The sequence below is a fragment of the Fredinandcohnia quinoae genome (genome assembly GCF_022427965.1).
Lineage (GTDB): Bacteria > Bacillota > Bacilli > Bacillales > Bacillaceae_L > Ferdinandcohnia > Ferdinandcohnia quinoae.
In genome coordinates this window covers 14,334-40,914 of sequence record NZ_JAKTTI010000039.1, presented here as the reverse complement: position 1 = coordinate 40,914, position 26,581 = coordinate 14,334, and the positions used below count along the sequence as shown (strand labels likewise).

At 33.8% G+C, this 26,581-nt stretch carries 27 protein-coding genes; 6 read left to right on the top strand and 21 right to left on the bottom strand.

Features of this window, described 5'->3' with window-relative positions:
* Positions 1–135 precede the first annotated feature (135 nt).
* The 4 genes from MJG50_RS18700 to MJG50_RS18685 form a co-directional block, all read right to left on the bottom strand.
* Positions 136–267 carry a YuzL family protein gene (locus MJG50_RS18700; RefSeq protein ID WP_240257286.1) on the bottom strand — a complete coding sequence of 44 codons (132 nt, stop codon included), beginning with the start codon at positions 265–267 and terminating at the stop codon, positions 136–138.
* Positions 268–328: 61 nt separating this feature from the next.
* Positions 329–1,102, bottom strand: a complete 774-nt coding sequence (locus MJG50_RS18695) for a class I SAM-dependent methyltransferase (protein ID WP_240257285.1) — start codon at positions 1,100–1,102, stop codon at positions 329–331.
* Between the two features lie 60 nt (positions 1,103–1,162).
* Positions 1,163–1,597 (bottom strand): BrxA/BrxB family bacilliredoxin, encoded by a 435-nt coding sequence (locus tag MJG50_RS18690; RefSeq protein WP_240257284.1) that lies wholly within the window; start codon positions 1,595–1,597, stop codon positions 1,163–1,165.
* A 91-nt stretch (positions 1,598–1,688) separates the two neighbouring features.
* A complete protein-coding gene (locus MJG50_RS18685; protein WP_240257283.1) occupies positions 1,689–2,804 on the bottom strand; it encodes a conserved virulence factor C family protein in 1,116 nt (371 codons plus the stop codon).
* A 240-nt stretch (positions 2,805–3,044) separates the two neighbouring features.
* Here MJG50_RS18685 and MJG50_RS18680 point away from each other — a divergent pair, with 240 nt between their 5' ends.
* The gene (locus tag MJG50_RS18680) at positions 3,045–4,028 is read left to right on the top strand and encodes a C40 family peptidase (protein WP_240257282.1); all 984 of its coding nucleotides are present in this window, start codon (positions 3,045–3,047) and stop codon (positions 4,026–4,028) included.
* Positions 4,029–4,092: 64 nt separating this feature from the next.
* Here the strand turns inward: MJG50_RS18680 and MJG50_RS18675 are convergent, their stop codons facing one another.
* Together MJG50_RS18675 and MJG50_RS18670 are read right to left on the bottom strand one after the other, a co-directional pair.
* Positions 4,093–5,973, bottom strand: a complete 1,881-nt coding sequence (locus MJG50_RS18675; RefSeq protein ID WP_240257290.1) for an ABC-F family ATP-binding cassette domain-containing protein — start codon at positions 5,971–5,973, stop codon at positions 4,093–4,095.
* Positions 5,970–6,611 (bottom strand): HD domain-containing protein, encoded by a 642-nt coding sequence (locus MJG50_RS18670; RefSeq protein ID WP_240257281.1) that lies wholly within the window; start codon positions 6,609–6,611, stop codon positions 5,970–5,972. The genes MJG50_RS18675 and MJG50_RS18670 overlap by 4 nt, the downstream gene beginning before the upstream one ends.
* A gap of 199 nt (positions 6,612–6,810) precedes the next feature.
* On the opposite strand from MJG50_RS18670, the gene MJG50_RS18665 reads away from it, so the two are divergent.
* Positions 6,811–7,053 carry a hypothetical protein gene (locus tag MJG50_RS18665; protein ID WP_240257280.1) on the top strand — a complete coding sequence of 81 codons (243 nt, stop codon included), beginning with the start codon at positions 6,811–6,813 and terminating at the stop codon, positions 7,051–7,053.
* Positions 7,054–7,055: 2 nt separating this feature from the next.
* Here the strand turns inward: MJG50_RS18665 and MJG50_RS18660 are convergent, their stop codons facing one another.
* Both MJG50_RS18660 and MJG50_RS18655 read right to left on the bottom strand, forming a co-directional pair.
* Positions 7,056–7,898 carry a DegV family protein gene (locus MJG50_RS18660; protein WP_240257279.1) on the bottom strand — a complete coding sequence of 281 codons (843 nt, stop codon included), beginning with the start codon at positions 7,896–7,898 and terminating at the stop codon, positions 7,056–7,058.
* 19 nt (positions 7,899–7,917) lie between these two features.
* Positions 7,918–9,606 carry a formate--tetrahydrofolate ligase gene (locus MJG50_RS18655; RefSeq protein ID WP_240257278.1) on the bottom strand — a complete coding sequence of 563 codons (1,689 nt, stop codon included), beginning with the start codon at positions 9,604–9,606 and terminating at the stop codon, positions 7,918–7,920.
* A gap of 195 nt (positions 9,607–9,801) precedes the next feature.
* Here MJG50_RS18655 and metA point away from each other — a divergent pair, with 195 nt between their 5' ends.
* Positions 9,802–10,710 carry a homoserine O-acetyltransferase MetA gene (gene metA / locus MJG50_RS18650; protein WP_240257277.1) on the top strand — a complete coding sequence of 303 codons (909 nt, stop codon included), beginning with the start codon at positions 9,802–9,804 and terminating at the stop codon, positions 10,708–10,710.
* 54 nt (positions 10,711–10,764) lie between these two features.
* On the opposite strand, the gene MJG50_RS18645 is transcribed toward metA, so the two are convergent.
* The 4 genes from MJG50_RS18645 to MJG50_RS18630 form a co-directional block, all read right to left on the bottom strand.
* On the bottom strand, positions 10,765–11,445 hold the full coding sequence (locus tag MJG50_RS18645; RefSeq protein ID WP_240257276.1) for a class I SAM-dependent methyltransferase: 681 nt from the start codon (positions 11,443–11,445) through the stop codon (positions 10,765–10,767).
* Between the two features lie 16 nt (positions 11,446–11,461).
* Entirely contained in the window at positions 11,462–11,830 is a 369-nt protein-coding gene (locus tag MJG50_RS18640) for an SCP2 sterol-binding domain-containing protein (protein WP_240257275.1), read from the bottom strand.
* 105 nt (positions 11,831–11,935) lie between these two features.
* Positions 11,936–14,089: a type IA DNA topoisomerase gene (locus MJG50_RS18635; RefSeq protein WP_240257274.1), complete on the bottom strand. Its 2,154-nt coding sequence runs from the start codon at positions 14,087–14,089 to the stop codon at positions 11,936–11,938.
* 93 nt (positions 14,090–14,182) lie between these two features.
* Positions 14,183–15,124, bottom strand: a complete 942-nt coding sequence (locus MJG50_RS18630; protein WP_240257273.1) for an HD-GYP domain-containing protein — start codon at positions 15,122–15,124, stop codon at positions 14,183–14,185.
* 238 nt (positions 15,125–15,362) lie between these two features.
* On the opposite strand from MJG50_RS18630, the gene cspD reads away from it, so the two are divergent.
* Positions 15,363–15,563, top strand: coding sequence for a cold-shock protein CspD (cspD, locus tag MJG50_RS18625; protein WP_240257272.1), 201 nt, complete (start codon positions 15,363–15,365; stop codon positions 15,561–15,563).
* Positions 15,564–15,649: 86 nt separating this feature from the next.
* Here the strand turns inward: cspD and MJG50_RS18620 are convergent, their stop codons facing one another.
* A complete protein-coding gene (locus MJG50_RS18620) occupies positions 15,650–15,826 on the bottom strand; it encodes a zinc-finger domain-containing protein (protein WP_240257271.1) in 177 nt (58 codons plus the stop codon).
* A 66-nt stretch (positions 15,827–15,892) separates the two neighbouring features.
* Positions 15,893–16,552, bottom strand: coding sequence for a ribonuclease H family protein (locus MJG50_RS18615; RefSeq protein ID WP_240257270.1), 660 nt, complete (start codon positions 16,550–16,552; stop codon positions 15,893–15,895).
* A gap of 114 nt (positions 16,553–16,666) precedes the next feature.
* Between MJG50_RS18615 and MJG50_RS18610 the strand changes: the two genes are divergently transcribed.
* The gene (locus tag MJG50_RS18610) at positions 16,667–17,053 is read left to right on the top strand and encodes a reverse transcriptase-like protein (RefSeq protein ID WP_240257269.1); all 387 of its coding nucleotides are present in this window, start codon (positions 16,667–16,669) and stop codon (positions 17,051–17,053) included.
* A 36-nt stretch (positions 17,054–17,089) separates the two neighbouring features.
* On the opposite strand, the gene MJG50_RS18605 is transcribed toward MJG50_RS18610, so the two are convergent.
* Entirely contained in the window at positions 17,090–17,368 is a 279-nt protein-coding gene (locus tag MJG50_RS18605) for a DUF6123 family protein (protein WP_240257268.1), read from the bottom strand.
* A 60-nt stretch (positions 17,369–17,428) separates the two neighbouring features.
* On the bottom strand, positions 17,429–17,890 hold the full coding sequence (locus MJG50_RS18600) for a divergent PAP2 family protein (protein WP_240257267.1): 462 nt from the start codon (positions 17,888–17,890) through the stop codon (positions 17,429–17,431).
* A gap of 103 nt (positions 17,891–17,993) precedes the next feature.
* Between MJG50_RS18600 and sspL the strand changes: the two genes are divergently transcribed.
* Entirely contained in the window at positions 17,994–18,131 is a 138-nt protein-coding gene (gene sspL, locus MJG50_RS18595) for a small, acid-soluble spore protein L (protein ID WP_240257266.1), read from the top strand.
* Positions 18,132–18,302: 171 nt separating this feature from the next.
* Here sspL and MJG50_RS18590 read toward each other — a convergent pair whose 3' ends face one another.
* The 5 genes from MJG50_RS18590 to MJG50_RS18570 form a co-directional block, all read right to left on the bottom strand.
* Entirely contained in the window at positions 18,303–19,151 is an 849-nt protein-coding gene (locus MJG50_RS18590) for a 5'-3' exonuclease (protein ID WP_240257289.1), read from the bottom strand.
* 320 nt (positions 19,152–19,471) lie between these two features.
* Positions 19,472–23,158 (bottom strand): dynamin family protein, encoded by a 3,687-nt coding sequence (locus MJG50_RS18585; RefSeq protein ID WP_240257265.1) that lies wholly within the window; start codon positions 23,156–23,158, stop codon positions 19,472–19,474.
* Positions 23,159–23,462: 304 nt separating this feature from the next.
* Positions 23,463–23,996, bottom strand: coding sequence for an isoprenylcysteine carboxyl methyltransferase family protein (locus MJG50_RS18580; protein WP_240257264.1), 534 nt, complete (start codon positions 23,994–23,996; stop codon positions 23,463–23,465).
* Between the two features lie 2 nt (positions 23,997–23,998).
* Positions 23,999–25,090, bottom strand: coding sequence for a type III polyketide synthase (locus tag MJG50_RS18575; RefSeq protein ID WP_240257263.1), 1,092 nt, complete (start codon positions 25,088–25,090; stop codon positions 23,999–24,001).
* A gap of 181 nt (positions 25,091–25,271) precedes the next feature.
* Positions 25,272–26,360, bottom strand: a complete 1,089-nt coding sequence (locus MJG50_RS18570; RefSeq protein WP_240257262.1) for a PRK06851 family protein — start codon at positions 26,358–26,360, stop codon at positions 25,272–25,274.
* Between the last annotated feature and the right edge of the window lie 221 nt (positions 26,361–26,581).

Here is a 26,581-nt window from a genome sequence, read left to right as displayed (position 1 = left end):
CTTTAAAAATCTGAGGCATCCGCCGGAGGCTTTAACTTTATTCAGTCGGGGTTTGTACCCTCACTGAATTGGAAACTGATTTGCATTCTTCTCACCACTTATAGAAGTGGGAGACTTCTGCTGAATAAAGTTAAATCACATTCTTTTTTTCTTTAATCTTTTTGAGTCTTTTTTATATTTACCAGTCTCAGTTTCAGTTGTTCCTTGTCCCTCAATTTCAGGTGAACTTAATCCCATAGTTGAAGGGTCCTTGCGATGCTTTGGCACAAATATCACCTCCGTTATTAAAATAACCAAAGGTGTTAAAAAATATCAATGATTCCCATTTTTACAATTCAATTACACCGAAATGAAATTTTGCGGTTTTTCTTTTAAATACTGTGAAACCCAGTTTTTCAAATTGGTTATTTTTCCAATGGTCTTTCAGCACAATTCTATTTCTAGCGACTCTTTTCGCTTCATTGATCACTTCCATTGATAATTTACCTTTTATAGCAAATTTCCTCAATCCTCGAATTCCATCAGATTCTTCAATCGTTTCTTCAAACATCGGATCAAAATAGACAACATCGTAGCTATTATCTGGACAATGCTTCAAGTAATTTATATAATTATCATGTTTTACTTGAATGTTTGCCATTGCTATATTGATTGGCAATATCCCGCTATCCCAAGATAGAAGACCTATTTTAAGCAAATAATATAAGTATTTATTTCCTTCAATTGCTGTTACCCTTCCTGTCTCCCCTACAAAATAACTAGCAACAATACTATCTGACCCCAGTCCGAGAGTACAATCTAATAGTGTATCACCTTTTTGTAATCCGGACACTTGAATAAACGGATCATAATCCCCTCTCATTAAACGTTTAATCCGAAACATGCTTGAGTTAGGGTGGAAAAATAACGGTTCATCTGAGTGAATTGGATGTATTTCAATACGATTTTTCCCAACTACTAGAACGTCCTCATGGATGTCAGTCTGCATTTGTTTTATTGCTCTTTTTTCCCTATGAATATAAGAAATTCCTAATTCTGTTGATACCTTTTTAGCTAACTCTATCATATCAACATTCGTTCTTCCTGCAGTCGTTACAATCAAAATACATCACCTTATATTGGACTTAATGTGAAAAAAAAGATGTCATAATGACACCCTTCTTTAACAATATTTATTTATTGCAGAAGCGATATTGTCCATAATCACTTCCATTGGATATGATTCGATATCATGCCGCGGGATAAAGTGGACTACTTCTTTTCCTTTTAATAGGGCCATTGATGGTGAAGATGGTTCAAAGCCAACAAAATATTCTCGCATTTTTGCTGTTGCTTCTTTATCTTGACCCGCAAAAACTGTCACGAGATGGTCAGGTTTTTTCTCACTAGAAACGACTGCTTGAGTTGCTGCAGGTCTTGCTAATCCAGCTGCACAACCGCAAACGGAATTCACAACGACTAATGTCGTACCTTCCGCACTCTCCATAAAATTCTCAACTTCTTCTGATGTTGTAAATTCGTCAAACCCAGCATTTACTAATTCTTGACGCATTGGTTTAACAATTTGCTTCATATATTCATCATATGCCATTGACATACAAAAACCTCCTCCTTCTTCATTCATATGCACTAGCATACAACAATAAGGCAAGTAAAATCAATTTACTACTATTACGAACTTATTATATTTATCGATTTTCTGTCATTTGTTTCCAAACAGATCCTTTTGCTTCTTCGCCGCCTTCTATTCGTTCAATTGCTAGTTTGATTTGCATTTTCACTTCAAATTCCGGGTCATCTTGAGCAACCTTTAAAGCAGGTAATGCCGACTCATCGCCCACCTCAAATAAGAACATTGCTGCTCGCCACCTCACAAGTTTACTTTTATCTTTTAATGCTTCTGTCATTGCTCCAATTGCCAAAGCATCACCTATATCTGATAAACAATCTCCTGCTGTACGTCTTACAGTAACAGACTTATCTTTCAATGCTTCAAATAGGTATGGAAGAACAGAAGGTTTTTCGATCATTCCTAAATATACGGTAGCTAATCGACGAATCGATGGCTTTTCATCATGTAATGCTTTACTCAAAACCGCTAAATCATCTTCAGTTGGGTCCATTTGTTCCAAGCAAGCATATCGCTTTGTCCAATCAGAGTCATCAAGCATTTCAATTGTAACCTCATATGTCTCTCTTTTTTGAATAGGAGCATTTGATTGTCTAGAGACTTGACTAACAAGCCTATTTAATCGCTCATCAGAATACGCAGCTGAAAGCTCATCAATTACCTCTTTCCCAATTTCCGTTAAATCTCCATAACGGACACCCTGCTCCTTCCACTCCCGCTCAAGCACAACATTCTCTGCAATCTTTTGCGCCTCTAGTAATGCATTTCTGAATTTTTCAGGGATTGCCACTCGTACTTCTTGCTCACCATCATGCAATTTAACCTGCATTGGGATTCCTTTGTACATTTGGACAAATACTTTTACCTCACCATAATGTTCATCAACCTTTTTTTCAGCTGTTTCATTTTGATCGATCACTTCACCAAAAACTTTCCTTACATTTGGTAGGATCATCTGCCAATCATATTTGGCATTGCGCTCAATCGCGAGGAAGTCAGCAACATGATAAACTCCCTTTACACCTTCAATTGACATAATCTCTTTAATGATAGGAGGAGCCTGCTCAATGTTATCCTTCTTATAATTATTGCTTTTCCCCTTTGGAAGCTCTTGATCTAATATGACTTTCATTGTATTTGGACTTGGTGTTGGTTCAATTGACAATATTTTCATTACATCTACTCCTTTAGCATTTAGAAATTGCTATTGATTAATTGTATCATAGGGTTTCAACGTTTTTCCATTGATTGAATCCGTACAAAATAACTTGTCTTATTTTAGCACTAGAGTTGTTAATTTCATTTATTTTGTCATAATCATGTCATCAGAAAATATGCTTTAATAAAATTGTATTTTTTCTACGTTACTTTCTAGAATCATCAAACTGTAATTAACACCAAGGAGGAAACTTCAATGAAAAAAAGCAATGTAACTCGTGAAGCCCTAGTTGTAACATCAATTGCCGCCGGATTTTTTTTTGGTGCTCCACTTGTAGCAGATGCATCTGAGCAAAACTTAGACCCGACTCAACCTAACACATACCAATTCAATACAAATCAAATATTAAGATACGGTCATACTGGTTATTCAGTTCGATTTTTACAATTTGAGCTTAAAAAACAAAATTTTTATTATGAAACGATTGATGGCCTTTATGGCCCTCAAACACAGGATGCGGTAAGACGATTTCAGAAATTATATGATTTAAAAATTGATGGCATTGCGGGTGTAGAAACTCTACAAAAATTAAATGATATTATCCTCAAACCAAAACCGAAATTTTTAGGATTAGGAGACGAAGGTCCAGAAGTTGAACAAATTCAAGAAAAATTAATGAGGTTAAACTACTATAACGGAAAGATTGATGGGATATTTGGTAAGGTGACAGAATCCAGTATTATCTCTTATCAAGAAAAATATAAAATAGTAGATACGAAGGGATTGGCAACAGAGGAAACTATTGATCACATCCTCAAAAACAAAAATATTAAAGGGCCTACTATTAGGATAAAAAAGGTTCAGGTTGCATCAACTAATTCAGTAGATTCAAGTATTATTTCAATTGCGATGAATTATCTAGGCGTTCCATACGTTTGGGGAGGCACTTCTCCAAGTGGGTTCGATTGTAGTGGTTACCTTCAATATGTGTTTGCTGAAAAAGGGATAACAATTCCTCGTACAGTTGCTGGGATTTGGAACCATGGTCAAAGTGTTGAAAAACTTAGTGTTGGGGATGTTGTATTTTTCCAAACATACAAAAAAGGGCCTTCACATGCTGGTATTTATATAGGAAATGGGAATTTCATACACTCTGGGCTTAGTAATGGGATTAGTATTGCAAGTCTTGATTCAAATTACTGGAAAAGTCGTTATTTAGGTGCGAAACGAATCGGCTGAAATTAAAGAGGTATGAGAGTCTTCTCGAGTTCATACCTCTTTTTAGTTTACATCATATTTTTACTCATTCACCAACAAGTTCGGATAATTCAGTCCAGCGTTCCATTAACTTTTCTAGAATTTCATTTTCCTTCTCATGTTCTTCAATCGCCCTTTGAGCTACTTCATAGTTACTTCCAGCATTTTCAATTTCAGCAACTAATCGTGCACATTTTTCTTCTTGTGCTACTATTTTATCCTCTATCTGCTCCCATTCTCTCTGATCATTATATGAAAGTTTTTTCCTTTTCGACTTTGTTGAGCTTTCTACATTTTCCTTTATTACTTTTTCTGGTTGAATTTTTTGCTGTGTTGCCTTTGTTTCTAAATAATCTGTATATGCTCCAAAATAAGAAGTGATTTTGTTTTCTCCTTCAAAAATTAACAGCTGATCTGTTACTTTATCTAGAAAATAACGATCATGCGAGACCGTTATCACTACTCCGGGAAAATCCTCTAAATAATCCTCTAATACGGTAAGAGTTTGTGTATCAAGATCATTCGTTGGCTCATCAAGTAAAAGAACATTTGGTTCGCCCATAATAATTTTTAATAAATATAATCTTCTCTTTTCTCCCCCAGATAATTTTCGAATCGGGGTTCCATGGGTATTCATTGGAAATAAAAAGCGTTCAAGCATTTGTGCGGCTGAAATTGTCTTCCCGTCAAGTGTTTGAATGACTTCGGCAGTCTCTTTGATATATTCAATTATCCGTTGATTAACATTCATATCATGATTTTCCTGTGTATAATAGGCAATTTTAACGGTTTGACCAACATCAATTGTACCAGTATCTGGAGTAACTCTTCCAGATAAAATATTTAATAAAGTCGACTTACCACTACCATTTTTGCCAACAATTCCAATCCGATCCCCTGGTTTTGTTAAAAGATCAAAGTCCTTTATTACTGTTGTATTCCCATATACTTTTGAAACATTTTTCAATTCGATAACTTTTTTACCAAGTCTACTTCCGCCGACAGAGATTTCCAATGAGTCTAAATTATTCGAGGTCTTTGTATTGTCAATTTCTTCAAATCTTTTAATTCTTGCTTTTTGTTTCGTAGTCCGTGCTTTCGCACCTCTTCGAATCCAAGCTAATTCTCTTCTATACAGGTTTTGACGCTTTGATTCAGAAGCTTGTTCCTGTTCAAGTCGGGAAGCTTTTGCTTCTAAAAAGGTCGAATAATTCCCACTATAGCTATACAGATTTCCTTGATCAAGCTCAATAATCCGATTTGTAACACGGTCAAGGAAATATCGATCATGTGTAACTAATAATAATGCACCTGTGTACTTCGCCAAGTAGTCCTCTAACCATGTAATTGTTTCGTAATCCAAATGGTTTGTTGGTTCATCAAGAATTAATAAATCAGGGACCTCAATTAAGCTTTGGGCAAGAGCAACCCTTTTCTTCTGTCCTCCAGACAATTCCATTACACTTTTTGTAAAGTCTACAATTCCTAATTTAGATAATATTGCTTTTGCATTCGAATTTGCTTCCCAAGCATTCGCCGCATCCATCTTTTGCTGAACAGCAAATAAATTTCCTTGTATATCTGTATTTTCTGGGTCTCGCTCAATCAAAATTAAAGCTTCTTCATATTCCTTTAATAACTTTAATAAAGGGGTATTCCCTTGAAAGACTTGCTCGAGAACAGTATGATTGTTTGAGAAATTAGGCTGTTGTGATAAATAACTTATTGTATATCCTTTCGAGTGGGTAATTTCCCCTTGATCTGCCACTTCAATTTCTGCAATTATTTTTAATAAAGTCGATTTCCCAGTACCATTTATTCCAATTAACCCGATTCTCTCCTTTTCGGTAATACTAAAAGAAAGATCTTCAAACAAGATTTTATCAGCATAGCTCTTTGTTACATGCTCTACATTTAAAAGTTTCATCCCAGTCCATTCCATTCCTTGTAAAATTGATTCAAAAAGTCCTGCATAAATTCGTGTCTTGAGTTCGCCAATTCTTTGGCTGCTTTAGTATTTAGATTATTAGATAACTTAAGTAGCTTCTCATAAAAATGATTAATGGCTGTTGATTTTCCATTTCGATATTCATCCTTCGTCATTTGTTCACGATATGGAATTGCTGGATCATAGATTAAATCACCATGTGCACCAGCATAAGCAAATGTTCTGGCAATTCCAATAGCACCAATTGCATCTAAACGGTCAGCATCTTGAACAATCATACCCTCTAATGTCTTCATAGGAGGACGATTTCCACCTTTAAATGACATAGTTGAAATGATTTCAATAATCTCCTCTTTATTTGAAACATTTTTGTTCGATAACCATATTCTTACTTTATGTAATCCTTCTTCTTCTGACATATTTAACTTTTCATCTGCCACATCATGGAGAAGTGCCGCCATTTCAATGGTAAATAGATCAGCATTTTCCCTTTTTCCGATCAATAATGCAGTTTTACGCACTCTTTCAATATGCCACCAATCATGCCCACTACTTTCATTTTCCAAAATCTTTTTCACATAATCAGCAGTATCTATTAAAATCTCCTGTCTGTCCATTGTCAAATGTACCCCCAATAATATTATTACTATACATTTAATTGTACCATATGTAGATTAGGGCATTTTTTTTCAAAAAGAATCTCAAATAGGCTTATAAATCATAAGATATTAATGTATAAAAGAAATAATCATGCACCACGAAATATAAAAACTGGAAAACGATTGTTTTCCAGCCTATAAGAAAGGAGCTTATAATATGTTTTATAAGAACTTTAAACGTGAAATTGGAACAGCATGGTATGGAAGACATGTTGTTATAATAACTTGTAACTCAATCACAAATCAATTTATAAGGATCCATACAAGTCTCCATGCACCAACAGAACCACCAAATCCAAATTGTGCAGAGACGATCTCACAATTCATTAGTATTGGTTACAAAATAGCAGCAGTTGTTCCAATTTCAAATATTGAAGTTCAATATACGTTGATAAAATAGGATTATTTATTAATCCAACTTATCCCGATCGTTTCTTCACCAGCATGAACACCTAGAGCTGTTCCTAATGGATAGGCGTTTATTTTAACATGTTCTGCAAATTCTCTTATTTTCTTTTTCCACTCCATCGCTTTGTCATCATGTAAACCGTATAAAATAAATACTTCCTCAATATTATTTGATTTCAATGATTTTTTTAGATAATCTAGCACTCTTTCTGTTGCCTTTTTTTCAGAACGAACTTTTTCTTTTACGGAAAGAGTACCATCTTCAATTGAAATAATTGGTTTAATTTGCAACATACTTCCTAGATAATACTGCGCCGTATTCATTCTTCCACTTCGATGAAGTTGCTCCAAACTTCCAATTAATACATAAGTCTCATTACAATCAGCTAACCTTTTAATATGTCCTTCTATTTCTTCAATGGAGTCTCCGGTTTGATATCGTATAATACCTTCCTTTAATAAAGCAGATAAAGGATAGGTTAAGATTTTCGAATCAATTACCGTTACAGGAATTGAAACAATTTCCGAAGCTTGTAACGCTGAAGAATAGGTTCCACTAAGTTTTGAAGCCACATGAATTGAAATGACACGATCATAATTCTCGGCTAACTGGTTATACAAATCTACAAAACTGCCTATAGAAGGCTGTGATGTTTTTGGAATTGTAGATGTTGTTTTTAACCTTTTAAAAAATTCGTCGGGTTGTATTGTAACTCCATCGAGAAATTCTTCCTCATCAAAAAAGATCGTGATTGGAATAACGTATATATCTTTATTTCTCCTTAATTCTTCATCTAAGTAAGCGGTACTATCTGTAACCCATGCAATCCTCTCCAAGTAATTGCCCCCTTTCATCCTAGAATAATCCGACAGCCTTTCCTTCTTCATTGACGTCCATATTTAATGCAGAAGGCTTTTTTGGTAAGCCGGGCATTGTCATCACATCACCAGTTAGGGCAACTAGAAAACCAGCACCAATTGATGGCTTAAATTCTCTTATCGTTATTGTAAAGTTTGTTGGTCTGCCCAATAGAGTAGGGTCATCAGATAATGAGTATTGCGTCTTTGCCATGCAAATAGGGAGATTATCCCATCCGAATTTTTCAAATTCAATAATTTGCTTTTGAGCTTTACTTGAAAACTCAACATCCTTTGCACCATATACCATAGTTGCAATTGTTTTAACTTTTTCAATTATTGAAGATGAAACATCATAAAGTGGCGCAAAACAATTTTCTGCAGAATTGATTGTCTCCAGCACTAATTGTGCAAGCTCTACCCCTCCGTCTCCACCTTTTTCCCACACATCTGCAAGTGCAACGGGATATGATTGTTCAGCACACCATGTTTTAATTTTTTGTACTTCGTTTTTTGTATCAGTGACAAATCGATTAATTGCGATAACAAATGGTAGTCCAAATGCTTGAATTGTTTCAATATGTTTTTGAAGATTCTCCAGCCCATTCGATAAAGCCTCAAGGTTTTCCTGTTTAAGATTATCTTTCGGAACACCACCATGCATCTTTAATGCTCTTATTGTAGCTACAATTACAACGACCTCTGGTTTAATACCAGCCGCTCTAGCTTTTATGTCCAAAAACTTCTCAGCACCGAGATCTGCGCCAAAACCACCTTCAGTTATAACAAAATCCGCTAACTTAGCTGCCATTTTTGTTGCAATTACACTATTACAGCCATGGGCGATATTTGCAAATGGTCCTCCATGGATAAGTGCAGGAGTATGCTCAAGTGTTTGAACAAGATTAGGTTTTAGTGCGTCCTTTAACAATAGGGTGAGTGCACCTTCTACGCCTAGATCAGCAACTGTTACTGGCTCCTTTTTTATGTTATACGCAACGACAATTTTCGAAATCCTCCTCTTAAGATCTTGAATATCCGTTGCTAAACAGAAAATTGCCATTATTTCAGATGCAACGGTAATATCGAAGCCATCTTCTCTAGGCACACCTTGAAGAGGTCCCCCAAGCCCTACAATGACGTGACGTAATGCACGATCATTTAGATCAACAACTCGTTTCCATACTACTCTTCTCACATCAATTTGCAGCTGATTTCCTTGATGTATATGATTATCTAGAAGCGCAGCTAATGCATTATTTGCAGATGTAATCGCATGAAAGTCTCCAGTAAAATGTAGATTAATATCCTCCATCGGAATAACCTGCGAGTATCCACCACCTGTTGCTCCACCTTTAATTCCCATTGTCGGCCCTAAGGAAGGCTCGCGCATCGCAATCATTGCCTTCTTCCCTATCTTTGCGAATCCCTGACCTAGTCCAACAGTTATCGTAGATTTCCCCTCACCTGCTGGTGTTGGATTAATTGAAGTCACGAGAATTACTTTACCATCTTCTTTTGTTTTCAATCTCTCCATTAGATCTAAAGAAATCTTTGCTTTATAATGGCCATAAGGCTCTAATTCTTCTTCTAATAAATCTAATTGTTCGGCAATATCTTTTATTGGTTTTATTTCCGCCTCTTGCGCAATTTTTATATCAGACTTTATTTCTGTTGACAGCTCCATCCTTTTACCTCCAAGAATAATAATAAAATGTATTGTGTAAAATTTTTTCGATTATTTCTATTTTACCTTATTTTGAATACAGTAATATAAGTAAAATAACTTTTTTTCATAATTGTTTAATTAATTCCCATTGATTATTTTTTTTAGAATATCTATAATTATACAAATATAAACCATGGGGGAGGGAATATAACAATGCCAATCAATATACCACGAAATTTACCAGCAAAAGAAATATTGGAAGGTGAAAATATTTTTATTATGGATGAAGACCGGGCATATACCCAAGATATTCGTCCACTCAATATATTAATCCTGAATTTAATGCCTGAAAAAGAAAGAACTGAGACACAGCTTCTTAGATTACTAGGCAATTCACCATTACAAATTAACATCACTTTCCTTTTTCCTGAGACCCATACCGCCAAGACGACTGGGCAAAATCATTTGGACAAATTTTATACAAACTTTCCGGTGATTAAGAATAAGAAGTTTGACGGCATGATTATTACCGGTGCACCTATTGAGCATCTATCATTTGAGGATGTAAATTATTGGGATGAACTAACAGAAATTATGGAATGGACAAAGAAAAATGTAACCTCTACTTTACATATTTGTTGGGGGGCCCAAGCAGGTCTCTATTATCATTTTGGTATAAATAAGTACCCATTACCTAGTAAATGCTTTGGTGTCTTCGAACATCAGTTATTGAATAAAGACGTAAAACTTGTAAGAGGATTTGATGATGTCTATTCAGTACCACATTCACGTTATACTGATGTATCATTTGAGGATTTAAAGTCAAATCCTAACCTCGATATTCTATCAGTTTCAAATGATGCCGGTGTTTGTCTGGTTGCATCAAAGGATGGTAGACAGATTTTTTTAACTGGGCATCCCGAATATGATGTAACAACATTGAAAGAAGAATTTGAGCGTGATCAAGTAAAAGGTGTAAGAGTGGATGTACCTAAGAATTACTTTCCTGAAAACCGACCAGAGAATTTGCCAAAGCATACATGGCGATCACATGCTAATCTGTTATTCTCTAATTGGTTAAATTATTATGTATACCAAGAAACACCATATGAGTGGGAATAGCATATCAATCTTCCTCACAAATCAAAAAGCTAGAGCTAAGTGAAAAGAATTGCTCTAGCTTTTTTTTATTATAAATATCCACATAAATGATAATGATTGTTTCAATTCTTCTGGCAAACCATCTACTGTTTCGTTCCTAACCCCTTCTTTATAAACCGCTTTACCATCAAGTATATCCCAACCATTTTCTTGAACTAATTGCTTAAATTCCCATGGCATCATAGTATTGCAAATGACTGTCTCATTATATAAACGCCGAAATGAATTTTGTCTTGGACCCGCTGTAGGTCCAAGCAACGCAATACAACCTATTCCACCATTTTTCGTTACTCGATTTAATTCATTGATCGCAACTAATGGTCTCTCAGTCCATTCTAACGAGTTAATTGCCATAACGGCATTAAATGTTCCATTATCAAATGGGAGTGCCGATAAGTCAGATTGTAAAAAACTTAGTTTTCCAGCATATTGTCTAGGGTTTGCTTTTTCAATCATCTCAGTCGAAAGATCGATTCCAATTACATCATAGCCATTCTCTGATAATTTATAGGAACCATAGCCATCCCCACAACCAGCATCCAATACTTTTGAACCTTTACTAACATACTGTGAAAAAAACGGAATAATTGTAGAACGACTGCCTGAGTCCCACATCCTTTGACTTTGTTGATTCCAAAAATCAGCACGATTATTCCATTGTTTTTCTGATTCAGAATGCCAATTAAAATTTGTCATTTTTTCTCCAATCAACTTAAGATAGATGGTCTTTCATATTATATTGTTGAAGTAAGCTTTCGAGTTTTAACGCCTTACCGATATCACCGTTCATTTTTAACTTTCCTGTCATGAATGCCATTGTTCCATTTAACTTACCTAATAAAAATAGTCTAAAATTTGCAAATGATAATTTTAATGTACAATCTGCTTTTAGTTCAGAGCCAATCAAAACTTTGGCCTTACTATCTCCAAGCTGAAGTTGATATAGCGCTTCTTCATCTCCACTAATTTCAAATTGGTAGACAACATTTATTCCTTCAATTGGACCAGGGTTCTCGTTTAATATTTCTTCTATTTTCTCCATTACATTGGCTAATGAATCGTCATTAATTGTTTTAGACATATATTATTAATTCCCCCTATATTTTATATATACGATTATTTTACAATATTTGTTCCTAGTAAACAATCGTTCTATTAGAATATTGGAATAATTTTAACAACTAATTCATTTTAGAAATTCCATTTTCCAGCTATAATACTCATTATCGGGGTTTTTCTCATATTTTAAATTTGCATCAAATTTATTACCTTTTTTACTTGTTAAGCCTTTAACAGTTGCAACTCCATTTTTCAAAAGCATTTTCACCATTGTTTTTGTAGGCTTTTTCTTCATCGTTGCTAGAAATTTATCATTTTTCCAAATAACAAATTTACAGCCATTTTTCCAATTACTACAACCAAATCCTTTTTTTCCTTCGATTATTCCATGTCCACAAACAGGACATTTCCCCAATACCTCAATCGTAGTCTTTACCTGTGATAATTCATTGATTATTTGATCTTTATCAGTTTTTATCTTATTAACTGACTCTGTTGTGAAATCAAAAATAAAATTTAAAAAGTTTTCTTTCGTAAACTTTAGTTTTTCGATATCTGATAAGGTCTTTTCCAAACGACCAGTAAATTCTAAATCAAATAGGTCTTTAATTGGAAATGTTTCTACTAATTTCATACCAAGCTCAGTGCAAATTAGATTTTTATTTTGAGAAGCAATATACCCAACATCTTTAAGTTTTTTTATTGTTTCAGCACGTGTGGCAGGGGTACCGATACTATAACCACTTAAAATTGCAGCCATCATGTCCTCACTATCTTCATCTCCATAACCCCTCCCACATGTTTCCATCACTCTTAGTAATGTTTTTTCTGTATGATGTTTCGGTGGTTTTGTGGTATGAGAACTCAGATCGTGATCAATAATACTGACACGATCATTTTGATTAACAATCGGTAAAATTGTATCCATTGATTCAATTTGCTCTACCTTTTTCCAACCTTCAACAAGCTGAACCTTCCCCTTTGAAATAAACTCACCTTTTATTTCACTATTATTAATCTTCGTAAAAATCTTCGTTTCCTCATGAACAGCAACTGGCATAAACTGCATAATAAAACGATTTTTTATCGCAGTATAGACAATTTCTTCATCTCTTGTTAATGACTTCGGTAATAGATACGTTGGTATGATTGCACTATGACTTTCAACTTTGGAATTATCAAATACCCGCTTTGATTTTGTAAATGTAATTTCTTGTTCATATGATAAACCTTTTTTTAAGATATCTAATACCTTAGCTACCTTACCTACCAAACTCTCTTCTAAAACAACACTAGCTGTACGTGGGTAAGTAATATATTTTTTTTCATAAAGTGATTGGGAAACTTTTAATACCTTATCTGAGGTCCAACCTTTAAACTTGCTAGTAACGAAGCCTTGTAGATTAGATAGATTAAATAAATATGGGGGATACTCCCTTTTCTGTTCAACCTGTTTTCTCGTAATTGTTGCAGTTTGACTGATTAAATGTTGTTCGATAAATTCCAAGTCTTCTTTTGCCTTGAATTTATCCTCTTCTTGATCAAAATAAATACCTTCATATTCTTTATTGTCTTCCGTCTGAAACGTAGCAGCTAGCTTAAAGTATTCCTCTGGCTTGAAATTTTCGATAGCTTTATCCCGATCATAAATTATTTTTAATGTCGGTAGAAGAACTCTTCCTATATTTAATACTTTTCCTTTCCCTTTTTGATACTTTAAAGTTGCTACAGATGTTAAGTTAATTCCAATTACCCAATCTGCCCATTGACGACTAATACCTGCATCTTGAAGTGGCCTCATTTCTGAATTAGGCTTAATTTGCTGTAGTCCCTTTAATACTTCATCAGGTGTCCACTCATTTAATAAAAGACGATACACTTGTTTATGTGTCTTAAGATTATAAATGATTGTATCCCCAATAATTTGGCCTTCACGATCAAAATCACATGCAGATATAACCATGTCTACATCATTTCGTTTAATTAATTGATAAATTAATTTTAATTGCTTTTTAGCACCAAAGTCCTCCTTGTCCCTATTTCTTGGGTCACTTTTTACTTTATATCTAAACTTTTGAGGAATAAAGGGGAACTTTTCCAAACTCCATTTCGCCATTTTCTCATCATAATCCTTTGCATCAAGCAGTTGCAATAGATGACCAAATGCCCATGTAATAATATAACCGTTACCTTCATAATAACCATCATTTCTGCCCTTAATATTTAAAGCATCAGCAATATTTTTTGCTACAGATGGTTTTTCCGCAATAATCACTTTCAATTCAATGTCTCCTTTTTCATTTTAAAACTGCGTCTTTAAAATATTCTATCATAAATAAAGAAAACTCGGCATGGCCGAGTTTTAAATTTCAATTCAAATAATACGTTCAATTTGTATACTTTTTTCAATTGATAAATCTATTATTTTATTATTAATTTGTACCAATGGGTTTGTTAAATCGTAAGGATTCACCATCTTGATTACTCCATAGCTCCCATCTGTTAATAACACTTTGTTGCCAATAAGTGAATTCATAATTTTTGATATAAAAGGAACTAGAATTGTCGGATCAAATTTACCAAAAACATCGTCATTCATTTGTCTAATTACTATATAAAATGGGGTAGCATCATGATACACCCTATTTGATGACATTGCATGAAAAACATCGGCAATAGCTACAATTTTTGCTAAATAGCTAATTTCATTCCCCTGTATACCGTATGGGTATCCTTTCCCATCCTCACGTTCGTGATGCTGTAATGCTACAAGACTTATATCTTCTGATACTCCTTCAGATTTTTTTAAGATTTCGTAACCGAGTATTGTATGTTGTTTAACAATTTCATATTCTACTTTTGTTAATTTGCCAGGTTTATTTAAAATTTCTAGTGGAATTTTCACCTTTCCAATATCATGTAAAATTGCAGCAATAGTCAGTTTAGCTAACAATTTTTCAGGTAATGAAAGCCACTTACCAATTAATGTTGCTATTATGCCTACACCTATATTATGGCGATAAGTATATTCATCTGATGATTGTAGCTTAAAAAACAAATGGAAAAAGTGTGGAGTTGCTGAAGCTACTTTTATGATTGGAAGAATATTTTCTTTAATTTCATTAAGTGGTATTGTGTCACTTTGTTTAACGATATTAAAGATATCTTGAATTTGATTAACAGCATCGTCAATTTTCTGTGAGATTAAGGATATTGTGCGTTCCGGGAAGCTTTTATCGTTTTCAAGCATCTGAATTATATGGTCAAGCTCATGTGATTGCAATGATTTAATTTCTTGTTTTGTATTTTTTAACATATAAGCTCACTCCCAAAACATGGCTATTTGATTCCTATTATATCAAAAAATGGAATCACTACAATATTTTTCTTTTCCTTCTTAAAGTATCTGACAATTTACTCAATTACCTTATTTTCCCTTGACTTGGTTCCCTTTTTTTTGTATATTAAAAGCGTCATTTAGTATCATTTCATGTTACTAAACGATAATTTTTACATAGCAATATTGTGCTATTAGGTATTAGGAGGAAAGAAATATGCAAAACGGTAAAGTAAAATGGTTCAACAATGAAAAAGGATTTGGTTTTATCGAGGTTGAAGGTGGAGATGATGTATTTGTTCACTTTACTGCAATTCAAGGTGAGGGTTTCAAATCTCTAGAGGAAGGTCAAGAAGTTTCTTTTGAAGTTGTTGAAGGAAACCGCGGACCACAAGCTGCAAACGTAGTGAAACTATAATTAAATGATTTGATATATATAGTTACACGAAAAAAAGGCTGACATTGTTCAGCCTTTTTTTTGTTGGGTTATTTGTGAAATATGCTCTATGACAACTGTTTTCCATATTCCTTAAGCTTCTCGCCTACCGTACATTTTTCAATACAAAAAGATTGAGCATAACGTTTTCCATATTCTTTTCGAAAATAATCTTTCACAAAACAATCCTGACAGTATGTGTCGAGTACTTCACCAACTTCCAAAATCAGTTTTCTTCGTTTCAAAGTTAATTCAGCTCCTGTTTATAACTTACTCTATAGTAAATAATTATGTTTGTTAGGCTTATTTACTTAACCTTTAATTTCAATTTTGCTCGAAACAACCGTACCTTCTAATGCTTGGGAAGCTAGCTTATCGCTTTCACCATTTTGTTTACGAGAGATGGGATCATACATAGGATATATATTCAAACTTAAAATTTTTTCCTCAATTCGGTCAAGCCATCGATTTAAATTGCCCTCAAAACAAGGCCATTCACCAGATAATTGTTTTAACACAACATGGGAATCCCCTCTGAAAGTAACTGAACAATGCTGCACACCTATTTCTTCTAATGTATTAAGCATTAACCAAAATGCAGCATATTCTGCTTCATTATTTGACTCCAGCTCTTCAAAAATTTCATTCACTCTTACACGATACTGCCTCTTACTTTGAGAATAATAGATGGCCACACCCAAACCGGCTTTTCTTGTTTGGAGGTCGAAACCACCATCAAAATACGCAATTACATCCTGTGGCTCAGTTTCAATTATTTTTAATAATTTTTCAAGCTCTTTTTTCGTCCATTTTGTTTGTTTTTCATCATAAAAGGAAATTCCCTTCGTTCTTCCTGTTTTTTCAAAATCATCTGATATAAGAAGTGCCTCATCAGCAGGTAATTCATCTGATAATAGACAAACTTCCTTATTTTTAGGGGTCTTATATATCCACTCAACCTTAAGTTTCATAATGTCAGTCCTCTCTAAATGAAACTTAGTTTCATTTTCCCAATATTTTCATACATTATACACTTTTTAATATGGTAAAATACAACTAGTTTTAACAATGTGGGGGTAAAACGTTTGATCGAAGTATATATTGATGGTGCAAGTGCTGGGGATCCTGGCCAATCAGGAGCAGGTGTATTTATTAAAGGAAATGGTGTCGTTGAACAATACTCTTTCTCTCTTGGTATTATGTCTAATCACGAAGCAGAGTTTCACGCATTAATAAAGGGATTAGAAATTTGTATTGAAAAAGGATTCAAAATTGTTTCTTTTCGAACTGACTCACAATTAGTAGACCGTGCGATGGAGAAAGAATACGTAAAACATAAAAACTTTATTCCTTTATTAGACCGTTCACTTCAGTTATCCAAAGTGTTTGATCTTTTTTTTATAAAATGGGTTCCTAGCAATCAAAATAACGTTGCAGATAAATTAGCAAGGCAAGGAATTAGGCAAAAATAATTAATGTGATAAAGCCCTCTACTTCTCTGAGGGCTTTTATTGAATGATTTTTTTCATTTTCGTAAATTGTAATGCTTCTGTTCGAGTCAAAATATTATTTTCCTTTAACATTTCTAATAATGAAATAAAGAAGCTACCATCGAATTCTTTTTGTGCTTTTAATGTGAGTTCAATGGCAACTATGACTAGATCTTCTGAAGAATCAGTGTAACTCTGTCCAAACGCAATAAAACCAATCGCATCTTCCCCTAATTGAAATCCCTTTTGCGCTAAGAATTGTAGATATTCATCCACTTTTTTTCCTATTATCAACATTTGACATCATCCCAATAAAATAGCTTTTATAATTATCTTAGCGCAATCTTTGTCGAAAGACTATAATTTTTTTGTGAGTAAATAACCGATTGTTCCTGTTAACATTCCAAATAAAGCTCCTCCGACAACTTCCTTAGGTTGATGACCAAGCATTTCTTTCAAACGATCTTCTTTTCGATCATGATAGTGATGATCCTTTTGTCCTTCCATCCGTTCAATCTCTTCATCCAATTCATTTACCTTTAATGTTAATTCTCCAGCTTGTCTTCTAACTCCTTGTGCATCGTACATAACAATTAATCCAAATATTGATGATAATCCGAAATCAATTGTTGAAACACCTCTTCTTAAGGCGATATAGGTAGCTAATGATGAAACACCAGCTGAATGCGAGCTTGGCATACCGCCTGTTTCAAACATTGTCTTCCAGTCCCAAAAACCTGTTTTAAACTTTTTTATCGGAATTTTTATAAACTGCGCTAGGCCAATCGAAACTAGTGCAATATAAATTGCTCTGTTCACTTCCCTCACCTCATGAATAGTTTTCAAGTTAAGAATCATTTCTATTCAGAACATAATACAAACTTTGTTGGAAATAATACGTAATGGAGGTGAAAGATAACCAATGGCACAAAAAGCAAATAATAGAGGTAAAGCCTCAAAAGGAGTAAATCCACAGGGCTATAACGAAGATACTGCAGAATCAATGGCACCAAAAAGTCAATTAGAACAAAGAGCTAAAAAGAAAAATACTAAAATATAAGAAAAAATGCGCAAGCACAAATGGAAAGCGCAAGCACCTTGTTCAGGCCCGACAAGCAAATGTTCTGATGCAAAAAAGTCGCACTTTGACTTTTCTTGCATCAGGTTATTTGACCTCGAGGGCCTAGGTGCTGGAGTTAGATATAAAAAAGGGGTACTCATCATGAGTCCCCTATCCAATAAATTGATCTAATCCTTTAAATTCTAATTCTGAAAATTTTTCTAATACTTTTATCCGATTAATTTTGATTTGTGCATCATCCAATGAACATAATACAGGTACTTCACAATGAATTTTCGCAAGCTTACGTGATAAATGGAGCATTTCAAGGTCTTCTTTAATTTTTCCTTTTTGTGATTTTGTTAAAGACTCGACATTTTCTAAAATACCTTCAATTGAGTTATATTCTTGAAGAAGTTTTAGAGCAGTCTTCTCACCAATCCCTCTTACACCAGGATAATTATCACTAGAGTCTCCCATTAACGCTTTTAAATCAACCATTTGCTTCGGACTTATTCCTTTTTCTTCATAGAAATAGGATGACGTATATTCAGCGTAGTTTCCAATCCCTTTTTTTAATATAAGAACCGTAATATTCTCATCTAAAAGTTGTAAAATATCCTGGTCACCAGTCAATATAATCACTTCAGAGTCCTTACTATATTGACTAGCAAGAGTACCAATACAATCATCAGCCTCATAACCACTTAAACCCACATTTGGTATATCAAATGACTCAACGACTTCTTTTACAAGATCAAACTGCGGTATTAATTCATCTGGTGGTGCACCACGATTTCCCTTATACTCAGGGAAAAGCTCATTACGGAATGTAGAGCTGCCCATATCCCAACAACAAATCACATGTGAAGGCTTATACTTATTGATCGCTGTCATCATATGTTTGACAAATCCATGCATTCCATTCGTAGGGATGCCTTTACTATTTACCATAAAATAACCGCTCATCGCTGTTGCGTAAAATGATCTAAATAATAAAGCCATTCCATCAATTAACATTACTTTCTGCTTAATCAAAATATCCCTCCTGTCCAATTTTTCATAATTATTATTATAACATAAGAATGACTAGTAGAAATTGTCTATTCCTGCCATAAGACATTTAAAAAAACCCCCTAAAAGGGGGGATTCGCTTACTTGCTTTTCATTTTCTCTGCTTCTATTTCCGCGTATGAAGGAAAACGATATGGCATGGAATTAATTTGCTTATTATCTTTTTCGATTTCTTTTCGGTCTTGCTTATTTATTTTCATGAACTTTCGCTCCTTATTTTACGTTTTGTTTCATAGTATTAGCGAAAGAAAGAAAATAAATCCACATTATCGGACATTAATAATAGTACTTAATTGATTTTTAACATTTTCAAGATAATCGATATTAACATCTTCAGTTAATATTTTCATTACCCCTTCAAAATAATCATTTACTTCACGTATTGCTTTTTCTTGGAGCATATTAACGGTATCTCTAAATTGGATACGATAAGTATCCTGAATAAATTTCTTATTTTCCTCCAAATAGAAATCAACAGGCTCTTGCAAAAGTCCTTCAATTTCAGCAAGCATCTCTCTTTTTCCGTTTTTCTCAAAAAATACTTTCGGATTTCTAAATTGAGCCAATGCTTTTTTATATTTCAATTTATCTTCGTCCTGAAGTGCGTCATTAAACTCAATTTTATTAAATTTTTGATCAGTTAGATTCGATATTGTTACACTAGAGTGAATCATTTGGATTTCTTTATTTAACCCTACTACCATCTCGGTAAATAATTTTGAAATAAATTTTTCAATACGTAGAGAGGTTGCCCGAAGCTCTTGTGATAAGTCAAATCCAAAAGCTTGTAGCATTTCACCTAAACAGGCTTGCAACGCCTTTTTAATATCCCCACCATCATCCTTAAGAGAAGTCGGATTAAATGCCTCCTTGAACAGATCCGGAAGTCTAATAAAAACTCTTCGTTTTATATAATAGATAAGCTCCTTGATTTCTTGTTCCATCAAGCCTACTTGGAGATCGTGATCTTTTACTTTGATAATCGATTTGATTTGTTCAAGTTGCTTCGTTGCTTCCCTCAGTTTCGTTTCCTTTACATCTTTACTTTCCAAAGCAGATTCAATATATGATTCGACTACTATATATGCCCTTTCCATTTCTGCATAGGCTGCAGTTACTGCTACTTCCGTTAATTCTTCAATTATAAATGATTGAAAATCATGTTCAAATTTATCAATGCCTGAGCTTTTTAAAATCCCTTTCTCTTTTTCGGTACTTTCCTTTTGTTTTTCAAGTAATGCTACCCTACTTGAGATTGGATATAGTCGTGGAAGACGGATTCCATAGCTGATTAGCTCTCCTTCAACATAATCCTGCACTTCATTTAGCTCATTAGGCGAATTTGCCAAATCAGCAGCATTAATTATAAAGAACATTTTATCCATACTAAATGTATCTTTTACACGACCTAATTGAATCAAAAACTCACGGTCCGCTTGTGAAAAGGCATGGTTGTAGTACGTAACAAAAAGGACAGCATCAGCATTTTTTATATATTCAAATGCCACTCCAGTATGACGAGCATTGATTGAATCCGCTCCAGGAGTATCTACCAACGTAATCCCTTGCTTTGTCAATGGACAGTCATAATAAACCTCAATCCACTCAACAAAGCAAGCTTTATCCTCTTTTGCAACAAATTCACTAAATTCATTCATGGTAATTGTTAAACAACTACCAATATGGTTTGAAATATGCTCAAACCCATCAATGACCGCATTCAGAAATGAATAATGTGGTTTTTCCTTTGCATTTATATCCGTTCTATTTGACATCCTTATTCTGATAAGCGTTAAAGATTCATCTAGTGAATGAGCTTTTTCACCAAAGACCTGCAAAGAATGGTTAATATCTTGTAGTAATTGCTGTTCAGATTTAAGTTTTACAACAACAGTGCCATGTTGATGCTCAGTTGTCGGAAATGTAATTTTATTGATTGTTGCGGTTGTTGGATTCGGTGAAACTGGAAGAATCTGTTCACCCATTAGAGCATTTGCAAATGAAGATTTACCAGCACTAAATGCCCCGAACAGTGCGACTGTAAATTGGTTATTCTCAAGGCGTGATGCCTTATCTTTCATATCATTTGCAATTGTCGATAATCCAGTAATGGGTTTGATTAGCTCTTCGGCTTTTTTAAGATGTTGAATTGTTTTATTAGCATTTGTTTTTCCATTTAGCACTTTACCTTTAGAATTAGAATCGTCTTCAAGACTTCTTTTTTCCTCTACTTGTCGCTTTTCTATTTCGTTAAGGATCTCCTCAGTTGATGAAATCTCTATCTCTTCTTTTATAAATTCAGCAATAAAATCAGCAATATTGACATTACGGCCTTGATATTTTCCTGTGAGAATCTCCTGTAAGGATTGACGTAGTTCATTTCGATTTCTTTTAAGCTTTTCCAAGGCAGCTATAGAATCCATATATTCCAAATATTGATTTAGCTCCACCTTTAATTCTTTTTCTTGTTCAATAACATTGTTTTGCAAATGTACCACTAGCTCATTCAATAAATTAATTGCTACTTGTTTGTACCTTTTCTTTATCTCATTACTTACATCATTTGTATACGTTAATATATACTCGCCAGTTGGTCTAGCACTTGGTTTACGCAATTTATCGAGGTCAATTGGTTGGATACTTACTGACATTTCTTGTACCTTTGATAAAAGGAAATTCATGTTCGCGTCTTTTATCGCTTTCGTAATAAACTCCTTTAAATGCCATTCTAATGAAGTTGATATCTTCTCTTGTAGATCATGGAAAAATCTTTGATGTCTGTCATCACGTTCCCTTTCCGTCTTATTTTTCGAAAATAATAATCCAACCTTAAAATCTGATTGCATTGATTCTAAATAGACTCTTGCAAGTTCTCTTGTTTGAAATGGCATTAAATTTGCATTTGTAATTAGTTTGTCAACACCTGCCAAATAGGAATCACGGATATCATCACGTTCAATTTGTAATTGATTAATTTCCTCTTTTAAATCATCGATCGTTTTCGGAATAAGTTCCTTTTCTGCAGGTGTTAAGATTGATAATATTTCTTTATGACGTTCAGATTCTCCAGAATTTTGTTCATCTAAAAAAGCTAAATGGTCAAGGATAATTTGTTGTGCTGCGTTATAAACGCCATCGAGTAAAAGCTCATCCTTATGATTAATTTTTTCCAAAAGTAAACTTTTTACATCTTCCAGTTCATTTTTATCGTCATTACCACCTTTTAGAGTCGTAAAGAAAATATTTGAGTAGGAAACATTCCAATTATTGAATGCTTCCTTCACTCCTTCTTGAAAGCTAGAAAAGCTTAGTTCTGATTCTTTATGCTTATCAATTTGATTGACTATTAAATATAGTGTTTTATGATGATCGGTTAAATCCTTAGTAAATTGGAAATTCAATTCAGAAAGTACATGATTGTAATCCATCACATAAAAAAGCACATCGGCCAAATGAAGGGCCGATTCTGTAGATAACCTATGTGCAACATCAGTTGAATCAATTCCAGGTGTATCCATTATTGTTACATCTTGAGGCAAATGGCTATTCTTATGGCTTATTACAATAGAATCAACCGATTCACCATCTTTACAATATGATTTTATTAGATCGTAATCATAGTTTTCCGGGTATTCGATTATTTTTCCATTTTTATAATATATACGTGCATACTCTCTACCAGACCTTACTTTAACTAAATTTGCACTAGTCGGTATTGGACTCGACGGAAGCAAGTTTTCTCCCACAAGATGATTAATCATACTCGATTTTCCTGCAGAGAAATGGCCACAAAAGCCAATCATAAATTCAGAATGATAAAGTTTATCCATAAGCTGTATTATTTTTAAAGCGTTCTCATGATCTTCATTTTTTCTTACCATCTCATAAAATAAAGGTAAACGATTTAATAACTCATTTTTACTTACTTTTGGTGTTTTTACTGTTTGAATCATATCTCTTCCCCTTAAAAATACTTACATTTCATCTATATATTAGTATTTTACTCTATAATCTTATTTTTTGACATAAAAAAACCAGGGTATCCCTGGTTTTGTGTCATTACTAATCGAATGAAATACTTTATTATTTAGTGTGAATGACTAACCTTCTTAAGAACGTGATACATTATGTAGCTGTATACACTGATTGTAAGCGCTAGAAACGTGTAGATCATTCCATTCACCAACCTCTAAAAAATATATTGATAGTGATAATTATTTTCATCTACGCTCATTTTACCAACAATTACCGAACTTTTCAATTACTTTTTAATTCTATATGCTTCTCATTAAAATACCCTTGAAGTGCCCGCTCTTCAATTGGGATTCTTATCGAAAGTATAATCAAATTCATCAATGTGAATATGACAGCAGTTCCATATGCTTGAAATAAAAGTGGAATGAGGATGATTTCAAATGAGACGATAAGATAATTGGGATGTTTCAAATATTTATAAGGACCTACTTTGACAATTTGGTGTGTGGGAAGAACGATTATTTTCGTATTCCAATATCTACCTAGTGAAGAAATTGCCCAAAGACGAACAATTTGTGTAACAAAAAATAAACCAAAGAGTAATGGATAGAAATATGAGAGATTTTTATCAAATAGACTCACTTCTACCATCAAAGTCAAGAAAAAGAAGATATGCATGAGCACAATAAACTTATAATGCTTATGACCGACTTCATAGCCACCTAGTGATTTAATCCACTTTTCATTTTTCCTTGCATGCACTAATTCAACAATTCGTTGTAATATGATAAATAGGATAAATAACCAAAAAATCATCATTAGTTCCCCCATTGAATCAATAGTATTTCCGAGCTAAAACCTGGTCCAAGAGCAGCAAGTAGGCCAATTTCTCCATTTTCCCCAATGTCTGCTTCCATAAATTCTTTTAAAACATAAATAATTGTGGCCGAAGACATATTGCCATATTCACTTAAAACTTGTCTTGAAACCTTCGTCATAGTTGGCGGAAAGCTAAGTGAAGTCTCATAGGCATCTAGTACTTTTTTTCCACCTGGATGGGCAACAAAATGCTGAATATTATTTAATGACATGCTATGCTTTTCTAATAATAGCTCAACATTTCCTCTTAACCATGTTCGTACAATTGTTGGTATGTCCTTAGAAAAAATCACATGTAAACCATTATTTTTTACTGACCAACCCATTACATCCTCTGAATTCTTCATTAGCGTCGATTGAGAATCAATAATTGACGGTAACACCGAATTATTAGAAAACTCCTTCCAATCAACATCGTCTCCGATTACACAAGCACAAGCCACACCATCAGCAAATAATGAAGTACCAATTAGATTACTTTTTGATAAATCACTTTTTTGGAAGGTCAGACTACAGAGTTCAATTGCTAGAACGATTACTTTTGCTGTCGGATATGCTTTACAATATTCAAATGCCCTTGCTAATCCCGCTGCACCACCAGCACAACCTAATCCCCAAATAGGGATTCGTTTCGTATGTGGAGAAAAGTCCAACTGATTCATTATCCTCGCTTCAATACTAGGGGTTGCAATTCCAGTACTTGAAATGAAAATAAATGCTGATATCTCATCAATTGGAACTGGAACCTTGAGAAAATTACTATTTAAACAATTATTTATTGCCTTCACACCAAATTTAATTGATTTCTCAATATATGTATTATTTTTTTCTTCAAAACTATGTTCCTCTCCATACCAGGATAAATTTTCACTAATATGTCTTTTTCTTATCCCACCATTTTCAAATATTTTCAGCATTCGATGAATATCAGGTATTTGTTCTTTAAATAAATCCCTAACAAATTTAGTAGAGCTGTCCTTATCAATGATAGTTGGTGGATTACATATACCAATTGATAGAACCTTTGGCATGCTGATACCCCCCTTTGGTGATATAACATTATTAAGGTTACTTTTACCAATTTAAAGATATGTATACAAAAAAAGCTTTCCCATTGTGTACAGGGAAAGCTCACGTTTTAAAGGAGTTGTTGCTTTTGGTTGTTGTGCATGTTTAGTATACCGTAAAAGTAATTAAGAATCACTAGTAAAATTATGGCTTTTGAATAATGTAACTAACAATTTCCTCCCTCTTCGCATCAATTTTTGCAAAGTCCATCGCTTCTTTGTAGAACTCTTCTAGTTTGTCGTGTAATCTTTTTGCCTCACTTAAATAATTTGTCGCAAGTGTCATTTTGTTTTTATACGCAAGATTTAATTCATTGATCTCTGTTTTGAAAGTTGTTTCAATTTTTGGATCCATACATAAGGAGAACATATCGACGACTTCATCAAGCTCTCGGAATGGATCAATTGCATGTGGTGATGTACCATCGAGGATTGCTACGCTAATTGAAGGAATGATTACCATATCAATACTTTTTGGATCAAATGCACAAAGAAAATATTCAACAGATAATCCTAGATTTTCAGCATGCTTTCCAATTTTTTTCATAAGAGTTGATTTTCCGCTACCTGGTCTTCCTTTTATAATATATCTTTTGTTAATATCCTCTGTAATATTATCAATAAAATTAACAGCACCCTTTGGTGTAGCAGCACCGAAAAATCGTTTCCGTTTCTTTGGTCTATTCTCCCTATCGAAGGATTTACTAAATATTTCATCAATTAGAGATGATAATACCTCATCAGCTTTTTTAAAATCCATTGATGAAACATAGATTTCCTCGCGCTTTAAATGAATTTTCTTTGCTTCTGCAAAAAATTTATATGCTGAAGAAAAACTTTTTGAGATGTCATCTGTTAATTCGATAATGCTATCTCGATGTTTACTTAAGTATAGATCATTTCGATATTGACCAAGGTCGATAACCTTTTCAACTACTCCAGGGTACCTAGGTTCGATTATATGTGGTGCCGTTCCGTCTACAAATCCTAGTTTAAGTTCCGGTGCAATAAGACCATCAATAGATTGATTATCCGAAGAACAATGTAAATATTCTAAATCATATCCTTTTTCCATGAAGATGAGCCCAATCTTTCTCATAAAGGTTGATTTCCCTGTACCAGGACCACCTTTTAAAATATAGAGAGTTTCAAGGTCTTTTAAGGCCTCATCATATAAAGAATAAAAACCGATACTCGAATTAGAGCCTGCATAGTAATTTTTTATTTTTGCCATTGACTAAATTACCTCCTTGTAGACATCAGCCTATTTTAGAGTATGGCAAAACCTATGTCATTGTGATTTATTTTGTGCGATTATTATTTTTTTGAACGTGTATATCGATATGAGCAATTTTTTTACTTCCACATTTTATGCATTTTTCATCACTTTCTAGCAATAGTATCCGACAATTTGAACAATAAAACCGAATCATTCTTACCACCTATTTCGCTTTT